The organism is Pseudonocardia sp. DSM 110487 (assembly GCF_019468565.1).
GTDB lineage: Bacteria > Actinomycetota > Actinomycetes > Mycobacteriales > Pseudonocardiaceae > Pseudonocardia.
Genome location: NZ_CP080521.1, coordinates 7,433,628 through 7,451,777, shown reverse-complemented (window position 1 = coordinate 7,451,777; position 18,150 = coordinate 7,433,628). Strand labels below are relative to the sequence as shown.

Annotated in this window: 14 protein-coding genes and 2 pseudogenes; 11 read left to right on the top strand and 5 right to left on the bottom strand. The window is 70.5% G+C overall.

Going from position 1 to position 18,150, the window contains the following annotated elements:
• The first annotated feature begins 44 nt into the window (after positions 1-44).
• Entirely contained in the window at positions 45-800 is a 756-nt protein-coding gene (locus K1T35_RS34850) for an IclR family transcriptional regulator (protein WP_220255995.1), read from the top strand.
• A gap of 344 nt (positions 801-1,144) precedes the next feature.
• Complete coding sequence (locus K1T35_RS34845) at positions 1,145-1,441, top strand: acetyl-CoA carboxylase biotin carboxyl carrier protein subunit (RefSeq protein WP_255621063.1); 297 nt, start codon at positions 1,145-1,147, stop codon at positions 1,439-1,441.
• Between the two features lie 66 nt (positions 1,442-1,507).
• Here K1T35_RS34845 and K1T35_RS34840 read toward each other — a convergent pair whose 3' ends face one another.
• On the bottom strand, positions 1,508-2,842 hold the full coding sequence (locus K1T35_RS34840) for an acyl-CoA carboxylase subunit beta (RefSeq protein WP_370645528.1): 1,335 nt from the start codon (positions 2,840-2,842) through the stop codon (positions 1,508-1,510).
• Positions 2,843-2,949: 107 nt separating this feature from the next.
• Positions 2,950-3,696, bottom strand: a complete 747-nt coding sequence (locus tag K1T35_RS34835; RefSeq protein ID WP_220255993.1) for a thioesterase II family protein — start codon at positions 3,694-3,696, stop codon at positions 2,950-2,952.
• Positions 3,697-3,919: 223 nt separating this feature from the next.
• Here K1T35_RS34835 and K1T35_RS34830 point away from each other — a divergent pair, with 223 nt between their 5' ends.
• Both K1T35_RS34830 and K1T35_RS34825 read left to right on the top strand, forming a co-directional pair.
• A complete protein-coding gene (locus K1T35_RS34830) occupies positions 3,920-5,458 on the top strand; it encodes an MFS transporter (RefSeq protein ID WP_220255992.1) in 1,539 nt (512 codons plus the stop codon).
• A gap of 44 nt (positions 5,459-5,502) precedes the next feature.
• The gene (locus tag K1T35_RS34825) at positions 5,503-6,099 is read left to right on the top strand and encodes a TetR family transcriptional regulator (protein ID WP_220255991.1); all 597 of its coding nucleotides are present in this window, start codon (positions 5,503-5,505) and stop codon (positions 6,097-6,099) included.
• Here K1T35_RS34825 and K1T35_RS49315 read toward each other — a convergent pair.
• Positions 6,082-6,456 (bottom strand): helix-turn-helix transcriptional regulator, encoded by a 375-nt coding sequence (locus tag K1T35_RS49315; RefSeq protein ID WP_255622705.1) that lies wholly within the window; start codon positions 6,454-6,456, stop codon positions 6,082-6,084. The two genes, K1T35_RS34825 and K1T35_RS49315, sit on opposite strands and share 18 nt — an antisense overlap.
• Before the next feature lie 1,803 nt (positions 6,457-8,259).
• Between K1T35_RS49315 and K1T35_RS34815 the strand changes: the two are divergent.
• The 3 genes and pseudogenes from K1T35_RS34815 to K1T35_RS34805 all read left to right on the top strand — a co-directional run bounded on the left by K1T35_RS34815 (position 8,260) and on the right by K1T35_RS34805 (position 11,934).
• Positions 8,260-8,825, top strand: a pseudogene (locus tag K1T35_RS34815) (TetR/AcrR family transcriptional regulator).
• A gap of 87 nt (positions 8,826-8,912) precedes the next feature.
• Positions 8,913-10,367, top strand: a complete 1,455-nt coding sequence (locus K1T35_RS34810; protein ID WP_220255989.1) for a DHA2 family efflux MFS transporter permease subunit — start codon at positions 8,913-8,915, stop codon at positions 10,365-10,367.
• Positions 10,368-10,506: 139 nt separating this feature from the next.
• Positions 10,507-11,934, top strand: a complete 1,428-nt coding sequence (locus K1T35_RS34805; protein WP_220255988.1) for an MFS transporter — start codon at positions 10,507-10,509, stop codon at positions 11,932-11,934.
• Position 11,935: 1 nt separating this feature from the next.
• Here K1T35_RS34805 and K1T35_RS34800 read toward each other — a convergent pair whose 3' ends face one another.
• Positions 11,936-12,574: a TetR/AcrR family transcriptional regulator C-terminal domain-containing protein gene (locus K1T35_RS34800; RefSeq protein ID WP_220255987.1), complete on the bottom strand. Its 639-nt coding sequence runs from the start codon at positions 12,572-12,574 to the stop codon at positions 11,936-11,938.
• A 65-nt stretch (positions 12,575-12,639) separates the two neighbouring features.
• Between K1T35_RS34800 and K1T35_RS34795 the strand changes: the two genes are divergently transcribed.
• The 4 genes from K1T35_RS34795 to K1T35_RS34780 are packed head-to-tail and all read left to right on the top strand — an operon-like array spanning position 12,640 to position 16,916.
• The gene (locus K1T35_RS34795) at positions 12,640-13,599 is read left to right on the top strand and encodes a zinc-binding alcohol dehydrogenase family protein (RefSeq protein WP_220255986.1); all 960 of its coding nucleotides are present in this window, start codon (positions 12,640-12,642) and stop codon (positions 13,597-13,599) included.
• Positions 13,600-13,638: 39 nt separating this feature from the next.
• Positions 13,639-14,856, top strand: a complete 1,218-nt coding sequence (locus tag K1T35_RS34790) for an FAD-dependent monooxygenase (RefSeq protein WP_220255985.1) — start codon at positions 13,639-13,641, stop codon at positions 14,854-14,856.
• Positions 14,853-16,058, top strand: a complete 1,206-nt coding sequence (locus tag K1T35_RS34785) for an FAD-dependent monooxygenase (protein ID WP_255621061.1) — start codon at positions 14,853-14,855, stop codon at positions 16,056-16,058. Before K1T35_RS34790 ends, K1T35_RS34785 begins: the two co-directional genes overlap by 4 nt.
• Before the next feature lie 27 nt (positions 16,059-16,085).
• Positions 16,086-16,916: a carotenoid biosynthesis protein gene (locus tag K1T35_RS34780; RefSeq protein WP_220255984.1), complete on the top strand. Its 831-nt coding sequence runs from the start codon at positions 16,086-16,088 to the stop codon at positions 16,914-16,916.
• A 753-nt stretch (positions 16,917-17,669) separates the two neighbouring features.
• On the opposite strand, the pseudogene K1T35_RS49310 reads toward K1T35_RS34780, so the two are convergent.
• Positions 17,670-18,098 (bottom strand): annotated as a pseudogene (locus K1T35_RS49310) (IS5 family transposase); the annotation flags it as partial.
• Positions 18,099-18,150: the final 52 nt, after the last annotated feature.

The window sequence follows — 18,150 nt, the reverse complement described above, 5'->3', positions numbered from 1 at the left end:
GTTCCCGTATGTGGAACCCGCTGGGGGGTGGCATCCTGACCTGCGTGAACTCGGCACAGATGGCGTTGCGGGCGGTCCAGCTCGTGGCCCAGCGCGGCAGCCTGACGGTGACCGAGCTGGCCGCCGAGCTGCGCGTGGCCAAGTCGACGGCGCACCGGGTCCTCGCCAACTGCGTGGCCGCGGGATTCGTCCGCCAGGACGCCGTCGGTGGCCCGTACGTGACGGGCGCGGTCGTGAAGGAGTTCGCGCTCACCGCCACTTCCGGTGTCCGCCTCCGCGACGCCGCGCAGGCCGCGCTGGAGGACCTGCGCGACGCCTCGGGGATGACGGCCAGCGTCCTGGTGCTGGAGGGCCGCACGGCGCGGTTCGTGCAGTCGATCGAGGGGCACGGCCCCGGGCGCGCGGCGACGCGGCTCGGCCGCGTGCTGCCCGCGCACTGCACGTCCGGCGGCAAGGCGATGCTCGCGTTCCTACCCGAGGCCGAGCTGAACCGGCGCTACCCGTCCCGGCGCCTGGACGGGCTGACCGACCGGTCGATCACCGACTGGGACGCGCTGCAGCGCGCGCTGGCCGTCGTCCGTGCGCGGTGCTGGTCGGCCAACCTCGGGGAGGCCGATCCTGCCGTCAGCGGCGTCGGCGCGCCGATCCTGCTGGGCAACGGGGACCCGGTCGCCGCGGTCTGTCTGGCCGCAACCTCCGACCGGCTGCACACCCGCAGTGAGCTCGACGCCGTGGTGCCGACCCTGCTTGCCGCTGCCACTCGGATCCAGTCGGCGCTGCGTGGTGCCGGCCCGGCCTGACGGGCTCCCGGCGGCGAGCGATGCCGACCTCGTCGGCTGTCATCACTGATCGGAACCGATCGCGGGCTGCCGTGGGTAATCCTGTGTCCGAGGGGAATCGGACACGGCAGCGCAGCACACCTGCACAATGCAGGTGTCCATACGCCTGAGACTACCAGGCCCGCTTTGCAGGCAATGCTCCACGGCTTGATGGCGCGACCCGCACGATCCTCCAGTGCGGTCGTCGCCGAGCCGGGGATGGCCAGTGCCAGCATGGGCACTATCGCGCCGTCGGGCTGCTGAGACCATTCTCGGTGCAGCCGAACGGGCTTTGATTGTGCACTGCTCGGGCTTATTGTGGAGCCATGAGTGAAATGATGTGCGGACGATGTGGTGAGCGTTGGGGTGGTCGTGCCGCTCTCGATGGTCGGCAGCTTCTGGCGGAAGTTCCAGGTACCGTTCTGGCTATCGCCGGCGAGGTTGGCGGCGAGGTGGTTCCGGGATCTGTTGTGATGGTGCTGGAGTCGATGAAGATGGAGATTCCCGTCCTGTCCGACGTGCACGGTGTCATCAGTCGGATGCTCGTCGATGTCGGTGAGCCAGTTCGGGCGAACGCGCCTGTTGTGGAGATTCGCTCGGTACCAGCAGGTGCAGATCGGTGACTCGTGGCCGGTGCCGCCGCAGCGCTCTGGGGGGCGGGCGCTGCGGCGGCCGGCCGCGGCACACGGTCACAGCGGGATGTTGCCGTGTCGACCGCGGGTCCTGGGGAGTCCTGCGAGAGCGTCGATGACGCGAATCCGAGTGTCGACCGGTTTGATCACGGCGTCGACGACACCGAGTGACACCGCTCGGTCGAGCGTAGTCGCCTTTCGCTGTTCGTGAACGAGCGCCTCTCGGAGGTTCGCGATCTGCTGATCCGGTGTTGCGGCGATGCGTTTGCGGTGCAGGACCTCGACGGCGGCTTCGGCGCCCATCACCGCCACCTCCGCATTCGTCCATGCGAAGACGTGGGTCGCCCCCAGTGCTCGGGAGTTCATCGCGATGTAAGCGCCACCGTAAGCTTTGCGCAGTATCACGGTTATCCGTGGCACCGAGGCCTCGGCGAAAGCGTGGAGCAATTTGGCGCCGCGGCGGACGACGCCCGACCGTTCATGCTGAACGCCCGGGAGATAGCCGGGGACGTCGACGAGGCACAGCAGCAGTATTCCCTGCCCGTCGCACATGCGGACGAAGCGGGCCGCCTTCTCGGCGGCCGCAGAATCCAGGCACCCGCCCATGCGGAGCGGGTTGTTGGCCACGACACCGATGGTGCGACCGCCGATGCGCCCCAGCGCGACGATGACGTTCGGCGCCCACTTCTCGTGCAGTTGCTCGACCGGTCCGTCCAGTACCGCTTCGACCACGGGCAGGGCGTCGTAGACCTGCCGGGCGGACGTCGGCACGAGCGTGCCGGGGTCACGAGCGACGGGCGCCCGAGGCAGTTCCCGGACGGAGGAGGCGAGGAGGCCCGCGATCGTCCGGGTGTGCCGCAATGCGTCCTCGTCCGAACCGGCCACGACGTGCGCCACTCCGGAGTCCTTGCTGTGCGTCTCGGGTCCGCCCAGGGTGGCCATGTCGACCTGTTCGCCGGTGACGCTGCGCACGACGTCGGGTCCGGTGACGAAGGCCCGGCCACCCCGCGACATGATGACGACGTCCGTGAGTGCGGGACCGTACGCGGCGGCGCCCGCCGCAGGTCCGAGGATGACCGAGATCTGGGGGATGCGACCGGACGCGGCCGTCATCGCGGCGAACATCCGGCCGACGCCGTCCATGGACTCGACGCCGTCGGCGAGCTTTGCGCCGCCCGAGTGCCAGATCCCGATGACGGGTACGTCCCGGTGCAGCGCCATCGTGATGGCGGCGCAGATCGTGTCGGCCTCCTGGCTGCCGAGGGATCCGCCCATCACGCGGGCGTCCATGCAGTAGGCCACCACCGCGTGCCCTTCGACCAGTCCGCTCACCGCGGTGACGGCCGATGGTGCTCCGGGGACGTCGCGGACGGCCGACCGCTGATCCAGCAGTAGCCCGAGTCGGTGCTCGGGGTCGCGAGCATCGTCCGGTCCGGCGGGCGGGGCCGCTGCCCGCGGGTGCGGGTGAGGCGGCTCGGTGGCAGGTGGGGCCTCCACGGTCACAATGCGACCCCGAGGTCGGCTCGCACGCGGTTCAGCACCTGGCCGCGCTCGGAGGCGATGAAGAAGTGTCCGCCCCGGTGGACGGACAGCGCGAATGCTCCGGTGGTGTGGTGCTGCCAGGCCGCCGCGTCCTCGACATCGGTGCGCGGATCCGCGTCGCCTGTGAAGGCGGTGATGTCGCATCCCAGCGGTGCACCGCCCGCCCACGTGTACGTCTCCGCTGCCCGGTAGTCGTTGCGGATGGCGGGCAGAGCCATGCGGAGCAGGTCCTCGTCGGTGAAGACGCGTCCGTCCGTGCCGTCGAGCGTCTGCAGGTCGGCGACCAGGGCGTCGTCCCCCAGGAGGTGCCGGGTCTCACTGCGCGCGACCGACGGGGCCCTGCGGCCCGACACGAAGAGGTGGGCCGGGGCGACGTCGCGCTCCATGAGGCGGGCCGTTTCGAAGGCCACGACGGCGCCCATGCTGTGCCCGAGGAGTGCGGTCGGCACGCCGTCCGCTGGAAGCGCGGAGTGCACCGAGCCGGCCAGCTCGCGGATGTCGTCCACCAGCGGCTCGCGGTGTCGGTCGTGGCGTCCCGGGTACTGGACGCCCAGCACCTCGACGGCCGGAGCCAGCTCGGCGGCCACGGGGAAGTAGAACGTCGCAGACCCACCGGCATGCGGGAAGCACACCAGCCGGGCTCGCGGAGCGGTGGCCGCGTGGAACCGCCGCAGCCACAGATCTCGGGCAGTCGCGCTCGTCATGGAGGTCGCTCCGGTGGTCGCGCCTGATCGGTCGAGCCGACGCTAGGTCGCCGTCCGAGGAGCGGCCAACCCCTACCTCCACGGCGTCGCGGAGGTGAAGGGATCTCGGGCGCCGCGTCCCTGTGCCGCCGATCACCCCCCTCATCTCGGCCTCTTGCATCCGGGCGCCGGGGCGGATGGCTCGGCTTGACGATGAAAAAAGTGGAAGTTACCGTCATTTGGCATGGACCCTCATTTGGGAAGTGGTGCCGCGGTGGAGGTGCATCCGCGCCGGTGGTGGGCGCTGGGCGTCCTGTCGCTGGTGTTGGTCGTGGTCGGGCTCGACCTGACCGTGCTCAACGTCGCCGTGCCGTTGGTTGCGACCGACCTGAACGCTTCGATCGGCGAGCTGCAATGGGTCATCAACGCCTACACGGTGGTGCTGGCGACGTTGCTGCTGCCTGCCGGCCAGTTGGGTGACCGATTCGGGCGCAAGAAGCTGCTGCTGGGTGGCCTGGTGTTCTTCGGGGCAGCGTCGCTGGTGTGCGCGTACGCCACCTCGCCCGAGCTGCTGATAGCCGGCCGGGCCCTGCTGGGTGTGGGCGCGGCGTTCCTCAACACGCTCGGGCTGGCCGTGTTGGTGACGATCTTCCCGCCCGAGGAGCGGGCGAGGGCGATCGGGATCCAGTCGGTCGCGTTGTCGGCGGGGATTCCGCTCGGGCCGATCGTCGGTGGCCTGCTGGTGGAGAACTTCTGGTGGGGATCGGTCTTCCTGATCAACGTCCCGCTGGTCGTGATCGCGCTCGTGGGTCTGTCGGTCCTGGTGCCCGAGTCGACGACCTCACGCCCGCCGCGCATCGACGTGCTCGGGTTCGTGCTGGCAGTGACGGGTCTGTGCGCCCTGTCCTACGGACTCATCGATGCCGGCGAAACCAGCTGGGTCAACCCGATCGCACTGGTGGCCATGGGAATCGGGCTCATCGCATTGGCCGGGTTCGTCCTCTGGCAGCGCCGCGTCGCCGAACCGTTGGCCGATCTGACCCTGTTCGCCGACCGGAACTACACGCTGGGCTCCGTCCTGTCCGCGTTCGTCCAGTTCTCGGTGTTCGGGATCATGTTCATCCTGCCGCAGTTCTTCCAGGCCGTTCTCGGGGCGAGCGAGCTGCAGACCGGGCTCTGGTTGCTGCCGCTGGTCGTCGCCATGATCGTCGGTGTGCAGATCGGGGCGCCGCTGCGGCCCCGGATCGGCTCGCGCGGGGTGATCATGGGTGGTTTCATCGCGCTCGCGGTGGGCCTGGTCCTCGGCGCGATGAACGGCCCGGACGCCGGGTTCGCCTACGCCGTCGGGTGGACGGCGCTGATCGGCTTCGGGTTCGGGATGTCGATGCCGCCCGCCATCGACATCGCCCTGGAGGCGATCCCGACCGAGAAGAGCGGCGGGGGATCGGCGCTGCTGCAGGCCCAGCGTCAGGTCGGGGCCGTGCTCGGCGTCGCGGTGATGGGCAGTGTCCTGGCCACGAACTACCGGGGCTCGCTGGACACCTCGCAGCTGCCACCGGAGGCGGCCGTGTCGGCGAGCTACAGCGGCGCATCGGGCGTCGCCGTCGCCGAGCAGCTCGGGCTGCCGCAGTTTGCCGACGCGGTGCGCACGTCGTTCACGGCGGGCATGGCTGCGGCGCTGTGGACGTGCGCGGCGGTTACGGTGGTCTGCGTGCTGATGGCCGCCCCGGTCCGGCCTTCGCTCGCCGACCGGTCGAAGGGTGGCGCGCACGCCGATACCTGATCGCGTCGACGAGCCGGCCCAGCGGAACCAGCGGAGGATCAGTGATGGACACGGCTTCGGCCGGCCCGGGTCTGCGGGAACGGAAGAAGGCCCGCACGCGTGCGCTGATCCAGGAGCACGCGCTGCGGCTGTTCGAGGAGCAGGGCTATGCCCGCACCACGGTCGAGCAGATCGCCGAGGCGGCTGAGGTCTCGCCCAGCACCTTCTTCCGGTACTTCCCGACCAAGGAGGACACCGTCGCGCACAACACCTTCACCCTCGCTTTCCTGAACGCGCTGCGCGCCCAGTCCCCGGGCGCGGACCTGTTCGAGACGATCCGCCGGGCGGTGCACGACGCGGCCGAGGGGTTCGACGAGCTGTCGTGGACGCAGGAGCGGCGCCGCCAGCAACTCGTCCTCGCCGTCCCGGACCTGCGTGGCGCGTCGGTCGAGCAGCTGATGCTGCTGGCGTCCGCTCTTCGGGACGAGGTGGCGATGCGGGCCGGGCGGGACCGCGACGACTTCGAGGTGCACACCTTCACCGGGGCCGTGCTCGGTGTGTTCGCTGCGGTCGTCGCGGGCGCGCCGCACACCACCGCTCGCAACTACGCCGATCTGGTCGACCATGGGCTCACCCACCTCCGGTCAGGCGTGCCTCTCTGACGTGCTCGGCGGGTCGGTGTCATCGCCGGTACGTGCTCCGCGCCCGGCGCGTCCGCTGCGGACGCCGGGCGGCTCCGGGCCGGCCAGGGTGGGCAGTTCCGTGCGCCGTTTGATGCTGAGCTTGCGATAGATCCGCGTCAGGTGTTGCTCGACCGTGCTCGTCGTGACGAACAGGGTGTCGGCGATGTCGCGGTTCGGCTTGCCCTGGGCTGCGAGTTCGTACACCCGCCGCTCTGCAGTTGTCAGCGATTCCACACCGGAGCGGAGCGTGGCTGGATCGGATGCGGTGACCGGAGCGACGACCGCGGCCAGGGACACCGGCGGCCGCGAGCCGGAGAGTGCTATGCCGCATGCCATTCCGAGCTCCCGGGCACGTCGTTCGGTCCGCTTCGCCTCGCGGTCGTTGCCACTGAGGCGCTGTGCGTCTGCAAGGTCGGCGAGGCAGCGCGCGGTGGGAAGGGGCAATCCCAGCAGTGACAGGCGCTGTGCTGATCGGTGGAGCTCCTCGATCCGGGCGTCGGTGTCCTCACACAGCCTCGCGAGCTGGGCCTGTGTCTCATAACGAACCCGCCGCGAAGTCTGGGCCGCCTTCCGGCGCAGCTGTTCCTCCAGAAGGGATCGGGCCCGCGTGACGTCGCCGAGCGCGGCGTACGCCTCGGCCGCACCCGACCGCCATGGGATGAACGTAGGTTGGTCGAAGTCCCACTGATGGGCGAGCTTCCCGCACATCGTGAAGTCGCTCAGCGCGGCATGCGGCTGGCCGCCGGACAGGAAGCAGCGTGCGCGCGCGTAGATGTAGCTCAGTCCGATCCGGGTCTGGAACATGGCGTCCGGCACCGGCTGCGCCAGTAGGTCCGACGCGTTCGTCCCCCGCTCCGCCGCCACCGTGAGCAGTACGGACAGCGGGCCTCCGACTCCGACTCCCGCGGCCTCGGACGGCAGGCTGCTCAGCGCTCGGGTCGCGTGCATCTCCGCGGCGGGAAGATCGCCCAGGCGCAGTGCGATCTCGGCGCGGAGGGCGTGCAGCATGTTGTGCCACACCTGCTCGTTGCCGTGCTCTGTCTGCACGAGGATCCTGTCGGTCCAGGTGCGCGCAGAGGTGAGTTGATCGGCGTAGATGAGTGTCGTGATGGCAAGGGTGAGCTGTCTGAACGACTTCCTGTCCAGTTGCAGGACGTGCTCCGCGTCGCCGACGGCGGCCGAGTCGGGGCCGTGGCGCAGCACGCGCAGCAACGCATGGACGGCACGCAGGCGCGAGTCGAGCGCATCCGGTGCGTCGTCGTCGCTGTCTGCTCCCAGTTGCGACATGATTCGCGGGCCGAGGACCGGGTAGAGACCCGACACGAGTGCCATCGTGACCCGCAGGCCGTGGGAGTCCACGGGGTCCTCGCGGTCGAGTGTGTGGTCGAACCGGTCGGCCAGCTTGAGCGCGGCGTCGAGGTCGCCCCGCCAGAGCAGTGCCTCGAACAACTCGAGCACCGGTTGGCCGTGGAGGTCCCCGGCTCGTTCCGCCGCCGCGAGGCGCGGTAGCCGGGACGCGGCGGTCTGCGGATTGAGGCGCCACTCGAGGGAGGTCAACCGGGTGATGACCTCTGCTCGCATTGCGTTGTCGGTCGTGGAGCGCATCGCGAGCTCAAGGAACTGCTTCGCGAGGCCCAGATCGTCGCTGTCGGCCGCTGCCTCGGCCGCGGCGATCAGCACTGTCCGGCACCACTGCTCGTCCGCACTGTTGGCCAGCAGTAGCTGTTCTGCGACGACGAGTGCTGGGGCGCCGCGCTCGAACAGGAGGTGGGCCGTCCGACGGCGGAGGCGGGTCTTCTCGTCGGGCGTCATGTCTTGCGCGACGGCGTCGCGAGCCAGATCGAGCCTGAACGACGTGCCGTCCAGCAACCCCATCTCCTCGAGCAGGCCGATGGCCATGCGCGCGGTCTCGGGGTTCATCTGCAGCAGCGTCGGCACGTCGTCCGGGCGAATGAGGTCGCCGAGAACCGCTACCGCACGAGCGATCTTGAGAAGTGCCGGTTCGCCCGCATACAGGCAGTGGAGCGTTGCGTGCCGGATCGGCTGATGATCCTCCGCGTACTCGCCGTCGTTGCCCCCCGTGTTGTCGCGAACCAGGTGCTCTTCGACGATCGCGCGCAGGAGCACAAGCCCCGCCAGGTGCGCGCCGAGCTCACGCGCGAGCGTATCCTCACCGCGGCTGCTCACGTTTTCGCCGAGCACGGCTACGCCGCCGGCACACCAACCGCATCGCCGAGCGCGCCCGCATCTCCATCGGCTCGCTGTACCAGTACTTCCCGAACAAGGACGCCATCCTCGCCGAGCTCCTGATCCAACACATCGACCGCGGCACCTGGACCGCCGCCGACGCGCTCGACCTCTCACCCGGCACGCTGGAGGCGACGGTCCGGGTGTTCATCCGCGACGCGATCGACAACCACCGCGACGATCCCCGGCTGCTCCGGGTGATGATCGAGGAGGCGCCGGTCTCCCAGGAGCTGCTCGACACGCTCGACCGGCACGGGAAGTTGCGCATGGCCCAGGTCCGCGACGTGATCGTCGGGCACCCCGACGTCCGCGTGGGGGATCCCGACGTCGCCGCGGAGATCATCCTGTTCACCGTGGAGATGAACACGCACAAGTTCATGGCCGCTCCGCGGACCGTCCCCGTCGAGACGTTCGAGGACGAGCTGGTCGCGATGGTGGCCCGCTACTTGAAGGGGTGAGCGCGGGGGCGACGTAGCCGGCGACCTTGACACTTTAACGATGTTCAGTCAGGCTGAGGCGTGAGTGAACTTAGTTAAGGAGCGGTCATGACGGTTGTCGTCGAAGGTGGTCCCGACACCTCGGGACGGCTCGGTTCCCGCAACCGCATCGTGATCGGGGTGCTGCTGGTCTCCACGTTCGTCGTCTTCCTCAACGAGACGATCATGGGCGTCGCGCTGCCGGTGCTCATGACCGACCTGCAGGTCACGGCGAGCGTCGGGCAGTGGCTCACCGCGGGCTTCCTGCTCACGATGTCCGTGGTCATCCCGGTCACCGGGTTCCTGATCCGGCGGGTGCCCACGCGCACCCTGTTCGCCGCGGCCATGGTGCTGTTCAGCGCAGGCACGCTGCTCGCGGCGGTCGCGCCGGGGTTCGGTGTGCTGCTCGCCGGCCGCGTCGTGCAGGCCGGCGGCACGGCGATCATGATGCCGCTGCTGATGACCACGGTGTTGACGCTCGTGCCCCCGGGTCGCCGGGGCGCCCTGATGGGCAACATCGCGATCGTCATCTCCGTCGCACCCGCGATCGGGCCCACGGTGTCGGGCATCGTGCTGGACCTGTTCGGCTGGCGCTACATGTTCTGGCTGGTGCTGCCGATCGCGCTCGCCGCGCTGGTGCTGGGGCTGCGGCTGATCACGAACGTCGGGGAGACCACCTCGGCGCCGATCGACGTGGTGTCCGTCGTGCTGTCCGCGCTCGGCTTCGGTGGCCTCGTCTACGGGCTGAGCAGCGTCGGCCACTCCGGTGGCACGTCGTCGGTCGTGGTGTGGGGCGCGTTCGCCGTCGGCGTCGCGGGTCTGGTGACGTTCGTCGCCCGGCAGCTGGTGCTGCAGCGGGCCGACCGCGCCCTGCTGGACCTGCGCACGTTCCGCTCCCGGACGTTCACCGTCGCCAGCGTGATGATGATGCTGACGATGGGAACGCTGCTGGGCACGGCCGTGCTGCTGCCGATCTACCTGCAGAGCGTGCTGGTGCTGGAGCCGCTCACCACGGGCCTGCTGCTCCTGCCGGGCGGGCTGCTGATGGGGCTGCTGGGGCCGGTGGTCGGGCGGCTGTACGACCGGTTCGGCGCGCGGGCGCTGCTGGTGCCCGGCACGGTCGCCACCAGCGCGGCGTTGTGGTCGGCCACGCTGTTCACGTCCGGGAGCTCGCTGCTGCAGGTGGTCGGGTTCCACCTGTTGCTGTCGGTGGGGCTGGCGTTCGTGTTCACGCCGCTGTTCGCCGTGGGCCTGGGGGCGGTGCCGCCGAAGTTGTACTCCTACGGCAGCGCGATCTTCAGCACCGCGCAGCAGCTGGCCGGGGCTGCCGGCGTGGCGCTGCTGGTCAGCGTGCTGTCGCTGCGCTCCGCGGCGCTGGCCACCGAGGGCGTCCCGCTGGTGGAGCAGACGGCGGGCGGCGTGCACGCTGCGTTCCTGGTCGCGGCCACGCTGTCGCTGTTCACGATCGTCGGGGCGCTCCTCCTCCGGGGCCCGGCGCCCGGCGGAACACCCGCGGCGCACTGACCGCAGCGCCTCTTACCGGATCCCGAACCGCATCGCGGGCTGGGGTAGTGGCGCTGCAGACCGAGCGCTCCCCCGAACCGGAGAACGAAACCCTCGAGGCGGTCGGGTGTTCCCGGCTGCCGCTACCTGGAGACAACTCATGGTGCAAGTCACGTCGGTAGCACGCCCGTCGGGTGTCGCGGAGGACAGGTGGAGCGGTCGACTGGTCGGCTGGTTGGTGATCCTCGTCGGGGCGAACCTGTTGGCCGACGTGGTCATCGTCGCCCCGCTGCTGGCGTTGCCGGACATGATGCGGCACTTCCAGACCGACCAGGCCGCGTGGCTCAACTCGAGCGCGATGCTGGCGGGCGCGATGTGGGCGCCGTTGCTCGGGCGCAACGCCGACATCCACGGCAAGCGCCGGATCCTCGTCGTCACCATGCTCGTCACGCTTGCGGGATCGCTGGTCTGCCTGGTCGCGCCGAACGTCGTCGTCTTCGTGCTCGGGCGGTTCCTGCAGGGCGCGGCCATGGGGGCGGTCCTGCTCACGGTGGCGATCACCCGCCAGGTCTGCACCCCACGGGTCGGGATGACCGCCGTCGGCGTCGTGACCACAGGCGCGTCGGTACTGGGGATCCCCGCGATGTTCCTGCTGAACCCGGCGATCGACGCGTTCGGCTACCGGAGCGTCTTCGTCGTCGCCACCGCTCTCGCGATGGTCTGCGCGGTCACCGTGCGGCTGTTCATCCCGGAGCCGCCGATCCGCTCCGGCGGGTCGGTCGACGTCGTCGGGGCGCTGCTGCTCGGTTCCGGTCTGGTCGCAGTGCTCGGTAGCGTCAGCATGGCCCCGGACGTGGGCTGGGCTAACCCGGGTCTGCTGGCCGCGCTGGTCGGCGGCGTCATCGCGCTGGCCGCCGGGGTGCGGCACGTGCTGCGGGTCCCCGACCCGATCGTCGACCTGCGTGGGCACAGCGGGTCGCTGGCGTTGACGCTGGGAGCGGTGGCGCTCACGGCCGGCGCGGTGCAGAGCATGCTCCAGCTGAAGAGCCTCGTCGCGGAAGTGCCGCCCGAGCTCGGCCTCGGCTACGGCCTCGGCGGTGGCGACGTGGTGCTCGCGTTGTTCCTGCTGTCCGCGGTCGGGATCATGATCGGTGGTCCGGTGTCGGGTGTCCTCGCGTCCCGGATCGGTCCGGCGCGCACGCTGCTCGCCGGGATCGCGGTGGGCCTGCTGGCCACGTTCGGGATGCTCGTGGGCATGTCGGTGCTCCCGGTCGGGCTGGTCTGCGCCACCCTGCTCGGGGTGGCCGCAGGCGCGGGCATCGCCTCCAGCTTCAACCTCGCGACCGTCATGACACCGCCCGAGAACCACGGTGCGATCGGCAGCCTGGTGGCGGTCGTGCTCTGCGTCGGGTCGGTCGTGCTCAACTTCGCCGGCGTGATGGTGCTCAACGCGACAGCCACCGACTCGCTCGTCGCGGGGGTCGCCGCGAACTCCCTGGCCGGGGTGCAGCTCTACATCCTGATGGGTGGCGCGGCGCTCGTCGCGGCCGCGGTGCTCGCGACGGTGCTGGTGCGCAGGCGCGGGTGAGTCACGCGTCCGGCCGGGCGGCGATCCCGTCGAGGACCATGCCGAGGTGCCGTTCGAACCGCCGGTCGCCGTCGTCCTGGAGGTGCCCGGCCTCCTTGACCAGTGACGCACCTTCGCCGAGCCAGGCGTCGCGCTGGTCGATCGAGTAGCGCGACGGATCGGTCCCGGCGGCCTGGCGCCTCTCCTGCTCCTCGATGACGAATCCGACGACGAACGCGGTGACCAGGTCGACGGCGTCGTCCGCGTCGGCGGGCTTCCAGCCGGACTCGGCCCAGCGTTCGAACAACGGCTCCTTCATGCGGACCACGTCCGGGTCGGTGATCCGGGTGCCGCTGAAGATGCGGGCCCCGTCGCGGTGGAGCAGGTACTCCGAGCGCAGCACGCGGGCGTAGGCGGCCAGGTCGTCGCGCCACCCGTCGCCCGGCGGGACCGCGGCGAAGGCGCCGGCCACGCGGCGCATGACCTCGGTGGCCATCTCGTCGAGCAGCTCCTGCTTGTTGCGCACGTGCCAGTAGAGGGCGGGGGCGCGGACGTCCAGCCGGGAGGCGAGCGCGCGGACGGTGAGGGCGTCCATGCCCTGGTCGTCGAGGAGTTCGAGCGCCGCCGTGACGATCCGCTCCCGGGTGATGCCCTTGGTCATGTTGACACCTTAACGGTGTTCAGGCATGCTGGCTACAGCGTTGAACTTAGTTAAGGAGAGCCCTGATGCGTGCTGCGGTCGTCACCGCCCCCGATGCGTCACCCGCCTGCGCCGACTTCCCCGAGCCGACGGTCCCGCCCGGTCACGAGCCACTGCACCTCGTCGGAGCCGGCCTGCACAACATCGTTCGCGGGCTGGCCACCGGGCGGCACTACGGCCGTGGCCAGATGACGTATCCGCTGGTGCCGGGCATCGACGCGGTCGCCCGCACCGGCGACGGGCGGTTGGTCTACACCGGCTACGCGCGTCCGCCCTTTGGGACGATGGCCGAGCGGCTGGTCGCTCCCTTCCAGGCGGAGGTTCCGACGGGGGCGGATCCGCTCGCGATCGCCGCGGGCATGAACCCCGGCCTGTCGGGCTGGATGGTCCTCACCGCGCGGCGCAAGGAATTGGGGGCGCTGAGCACCGTGCTGGTGCTCGGCGCCACGGGGATGTCGGGCAGCCTCGCCGTGCAGGGGGCGCTGGCGCTCGGGGCGGAGCGGGTCATCGCCGCCGGGCGCGATCCGGAGGCGCTGGAGCGGCTGCGCGGGGCGGGAGCGACGACCGTGTCGCTGGCCCACGACGGGCCCGACGGCCTGGAGCAGGTTCTGGCCGACGCCGTGTCCGAGACGTCGCCCGGTCTGGTGCTGGACTACCTGTGGGGGCCTGTCGCCGAGGCAGCCTTCGCCGTGCTGGGGCGCAGCGGCGAGGACACCGAGGCGGACACGTCCTACGTGCAGATCGGGTCGCTCGCGGGTCTGACGGCGTCGCTGCCCGCGGACCTGCTGCGCAGCCGGCGGATCCGGATCACCGGCAGCGGCGCCGGATCGGTGTCCCACGAGGAGATGCTCGCCGAGGCGCCCGAGGTCATGGCCCGGTTCGCCGACGGATCCCTGCAGCTGCCCTACACCGCGTTCCCGCTGAGCCGGGTCGGTGAGGCGTGGGCGCACACCGGCCGCAGCCGCGCCGTCGTCGTGCCGGACTGAGCCGTCCACCAGTCGATCGTGTTCGGAGAGGGAAGAGTCATGCAGAAGAGGGCTTTGGTAGTCGGGCTCGGGATCGCGGGGATGTCCGCGGCGATCGGGCTGCGCCAGGCGGGATGGACGCCCGTGATCGTCGAACGGGCGCCAGAGCGTCGGACCTGGGGCTACTACATCTTCATGTTCCAGGAGGGGTTGCAGGCCGCGGCCGACCTGGGGGTCGCCGAGTACCTGCACACCCGCAGCCCGGAATGGAGACCGGGCGGGAACTCGTGGTCGGTGGATCGTCGGGGCAGGCGCAAGCCGGCTCTGGGACTGCTGGACGCGCCCAGCGGGCTGGCATCGGTGCTGCGCAGCGACATCGAGGCCGCGCTGTGGCAGGGCATCGCCGGGAACGGAACCGACGACGCGGTCGAGGTGCGGTTCGCGACCACTCCGATCGAGATCACCGAGGGCGCCGGCGGGGTGCAGGTCCTGCTCGAGGACGCCGGCGCCGGGAAGCGGTACCGCGAGGACTTCGATCTCGTGGTCGGCGCGGACGGGATGCGCTCGAGCGTGCGCCGGATGGTGTTCGGCCCGGACGAGGACCACATGGTCAACTGGAAGGCGATGATCTGCGCGTTCCAGCTGAAGGAGCAGGTGCCCTCCTACGAGGCGAGCGACAGCATCCTCGTCGCGCGCCCCAAGCGTGCGGTGTGGGTGTTCGGACTCGCCGACCACGCGCCCTGCGCGTGGCTGACATACCGCACCGAGGACATCCCGGACCGGTTCGCCGGGTCGGCGATCGAGCAGCTGCGCGCGGTCTTCTCCGGGATGGACGACGACCCCGTGGTGCGCCACGTCCTGGACTCCCTGGAGGAGGCACCCGACTACGTGTTCGACTCGATACACCAGGTGAAGATGCCCCGGTGGAGCACGGGGCGGGTCGTGCTGGTGGGGGACGCGGCCTGGTGCATGAACACCTACTCGGCGATGGGTTCCTCGTCCTCGCTGCGCGGCGGCGCCGCACTGGGCATGGCGCTGCAGGAGCACCCTGACGACCTCGCCGCCGCTCTGGACGCCTATGAGACCGGCCTGCGCCCCTACATCACCAGGCAGCAGCGCTCCGCACGGGTCAAGCAACAGCGGTTCGTCCCGTCCAGCCGGCCGGTCGAGGTGCTGGTTTCGGCCGTCCTCGTACTGATCCGCAAGGTCGTCCACCGTCGGATGACAGCGGAGTGCACCGCGTCGTCGGCTCCGGCCCTGTCCGGCACGACGCCGTGACGACCACGCGGAAGAGAGCGCTGGTGGTCGGGCTCGGGATCGCGGGGATGTCCGCGGCGATCGGGCTGCGCCGGGCCGGGTGGACGCCGGTGATCGTCGAACGGGCGCCGGAGCGGCGGACCGGGGGCTACTTCGTCGGGTTGTTCCCGGAGGGTCGGCAGGCCGCGGTCGACCTGGGGATCGCCGACCACCTGCACACCCGGAACCCGGAACGGAGGGCGGGCGCGAACTCGTGGTCGGTGGACCGTCGGGGTAGGCGCAGGCCGGCTCTGGGATTCCTGGACCAGCCCGGCGGGCCGGCGGCGGTGCTGCGCGGCGACATCGAGGCCGCGCTGTGGCAGAGCATCACGGGCGTCGAGGTGCGGTTCGCGACCACTCCGATCGAGATCACCGAGGGCGCCGGCGGGGTGCAGGTCCTGCTCGAGGACGCCGACACCGGTGCCCGGTACCGCGAGAGCTTCGACCTGGTGGTCGGCGCGGACGGGATGCGCTCGAGCGTGCGCCGGATCGTGTTCGGTCCGCACGAGGACCACCTGACGAAGTGGAACGCGATGATCTGCGCGTTCCAGCTGAAGGAGCAGGTGCCCTCCTACGAGGGGAGCGACAGCATCATCATCGCGCGCGCCAAGCGGGCGGTGTGGGTGTTCGGGCTCGCCGACCAAGCGCCCACCGCACTGCTGACCTACCGGACGAGCGACATCCAGGAGCAGTTCAGCGGGTCGCGGGTCGAGCGGCTGCGCGCGGTCTTCTCCGGGATGGACGACCCCGTGGTGCGGCACGTCCTGGACTCCCTGGAAGAGGCCCCTGACCACCTGTTCGACTCGGTGCACCAGGTGCGGATGCCGCGGTGGAGCACGGGGCGGGTCGTGCTGGTGGGGGACGCTGCCTGGTGCATGAACCTCTACTCGGGCATGGGGGCCACGTCCTCGCTGCGCGGTGGCGCCGCACTCGGCGCGGCCCTGCAGGAGCACCCCGACGACCTCGACGGCGCCCTGGACGCCTGGGAGGCCGGGCTGCGTCCGTTCATCACCAAGCACCAACGCTCCGCGCGGCTCAAGCAGCAGATGTTCGTCCCGTCCAGCCGTCGGGCCGAGGCGCTGCGCTCGGTCCTCGTCGGTCTGGCTCGCAGGATCCGCGGCCGCCAGCTGGCGACGGAGGTGGGCGGGCCGCAGGCCTCGGCGCTGTCCGGCACATCGCGGTGACGACGGTGTCCGCGTCGAGGAGGGACGATGCGTGACGCCGGAGCCTGGTGCGCTGCGGGGATCGTGGTGGCCGGGGGGCTCGCGCCCCTGCTCGTGGGGGGTCCAGCCCTGCCGATGATGCTGGGGATGCTCGGGCTGGTCCTCTTCCTGCTCGCGCACGGCGGCCTCACCTACGGCTGGCGCGGTGCCCTGGGGTTCTTCGCCTGCGCGTACCTGGTGGCGTTCGCGTTCGAGGCGCTGGCCATCGCGACGGGGTTCCCCTTCGGCTTCTTCACCCACGACGGGCCCGGTCCGGAGATCCTCGGCGTCCCGCCCACGGTGCCGGTCGTATACGGCGTCGCGGGGTACGTGGCGTGGTCGATCGCCCGGCTGGTGATCGTCGCCGACCGACCCGGTCGCCTGATCGGGCCGGCGCGGTTCGTGGTGCCGCCGGTGGCCGCCTTGGTGCTCGCGGGCTACGACGCGGTGATCGACCCGGGTGGAGCCACGGTGGAGGGCCGGTGGAGCTACGGGGACCCCGGCGGGTTGTTCGGGGTGCCGCTGACGAACTTCCTGGGCTGGGTCGTGACGGGGTGGGTGGCGTTCCAGCTCTTCGCGCTGCTCGGGCCGCCTGCGCGGCGGATCGGTCCGCCCTGGGTGCTGCCGCCGGTCGTGTGGCTCGGCGTGTACCTGCCCAGCGTCGTCACCTTCGTGACCGGATCGGCGGGCCCCGCGGAGGCAGTGACGGTGGCCGGGCGGACCTTTCTGGTGGCCGACATCCAGGAGACCGCCGTCATCGTGGGCATGTTCAGCATGGGGATCCCGGCGCTCATGGCGCTCGCCTGCGTGCTCGCCAGGCGCGACGAGGCAACCTCCTAGCCGAGTAGCGCAGTGTCTGCGGGCTCACTCAGGCGTGGCCGGCCAGCTCGCTGGTGTGCATGCCTTCATGGCCGATCCTGTAGTCGGTACAGCCAGGTCCAACCGGCCCATGTGACGGCTCCGGACAGCAGGAGCGCCGCCGGGGCGAGCGCCAGGATGCTGAGGAGCATCCCGACCGTGCCCGCGACGAACGGCAGCTGCAGGCCAGTGACCCGGACCTCGCCTACCTGCCGACGCGGTGGCCGACGCGATGGGCGAGATTCACCGCGATCATCACCATCGTCTGCTTTGCGTTCGGTTGGGTATCTGGTGGAGATCCGGTACGGGCCGTCGGGGGGATTCGTTGGGGTACAAGGTGGCCCGGCCCGGCGATCGGACCGCGGCCGGATATCCCGTCTACTACTTCCGTGCGGCAACGGTTGGTTGCCCGCGGTCGCGAGCGCTGTCCCCAGATCACCAAGCTGCACATACGCCACCGTGGGTTGTTCATCTACGTCGAGGCGACCACCGAGGCCGGGACCGGGCCGCTGTGCCGGCTGCGTTGTGTCGGGCCTGCCCACGACTGGCAGGTCGCGATCTACCTGCCCAGCCACGACGACTACGCGGAGTCAAATCCTCAACGGGTTGCCCTTCGGCACCTGCCAAGACGCCCTCGACCTCGCCTGCGGCCTCTACCTCGACGACCCCACCGCCTGGAACGACCTCAGACCCCGACGAACTAACGACCGGAACCACTAGAGAGCGTCCTCGAGGCCACATCTTGAGGGTCGCTAGGTCGATCATGGCCTGGTAGGACAGGGCGGTCTTGTCGTAGCGGGTGGCGATTGCCCGGTACTGCTTGAACCGGTTGAAGCAGCGCTCGACGACGTTGCGCCGCTTGTAGGCGACCCGGTCGAAGACGGGAGGTCGACCGCCTGCTGAGCCGCGGCGGACCCGGTTGGCTTGCTGGTCGCGTCGTTCGGGGAGGGTTGCTTCGATCTTGCGGCGGCGTAGGTAGGCGCGGCTGGAGTAGCCCTTGTCGGCCAGTACCCGAACCGGACGGGTCGCCGGGCGGCCAGGACCGGGGCGGCGGAAGGTGACGCCGGCCAGGACCTGGGCGAACATCATGGTGTCGTTGACGTTTCCGCCGGTCAACACCACTGACAGCGGTCGGCCGTGGCCGTCGACAGCGAGGTGGAGCTGCCCCGAGCACAGCCACCTACCCAAGACCAACACCAGCTGGTGGCGTCTGAAG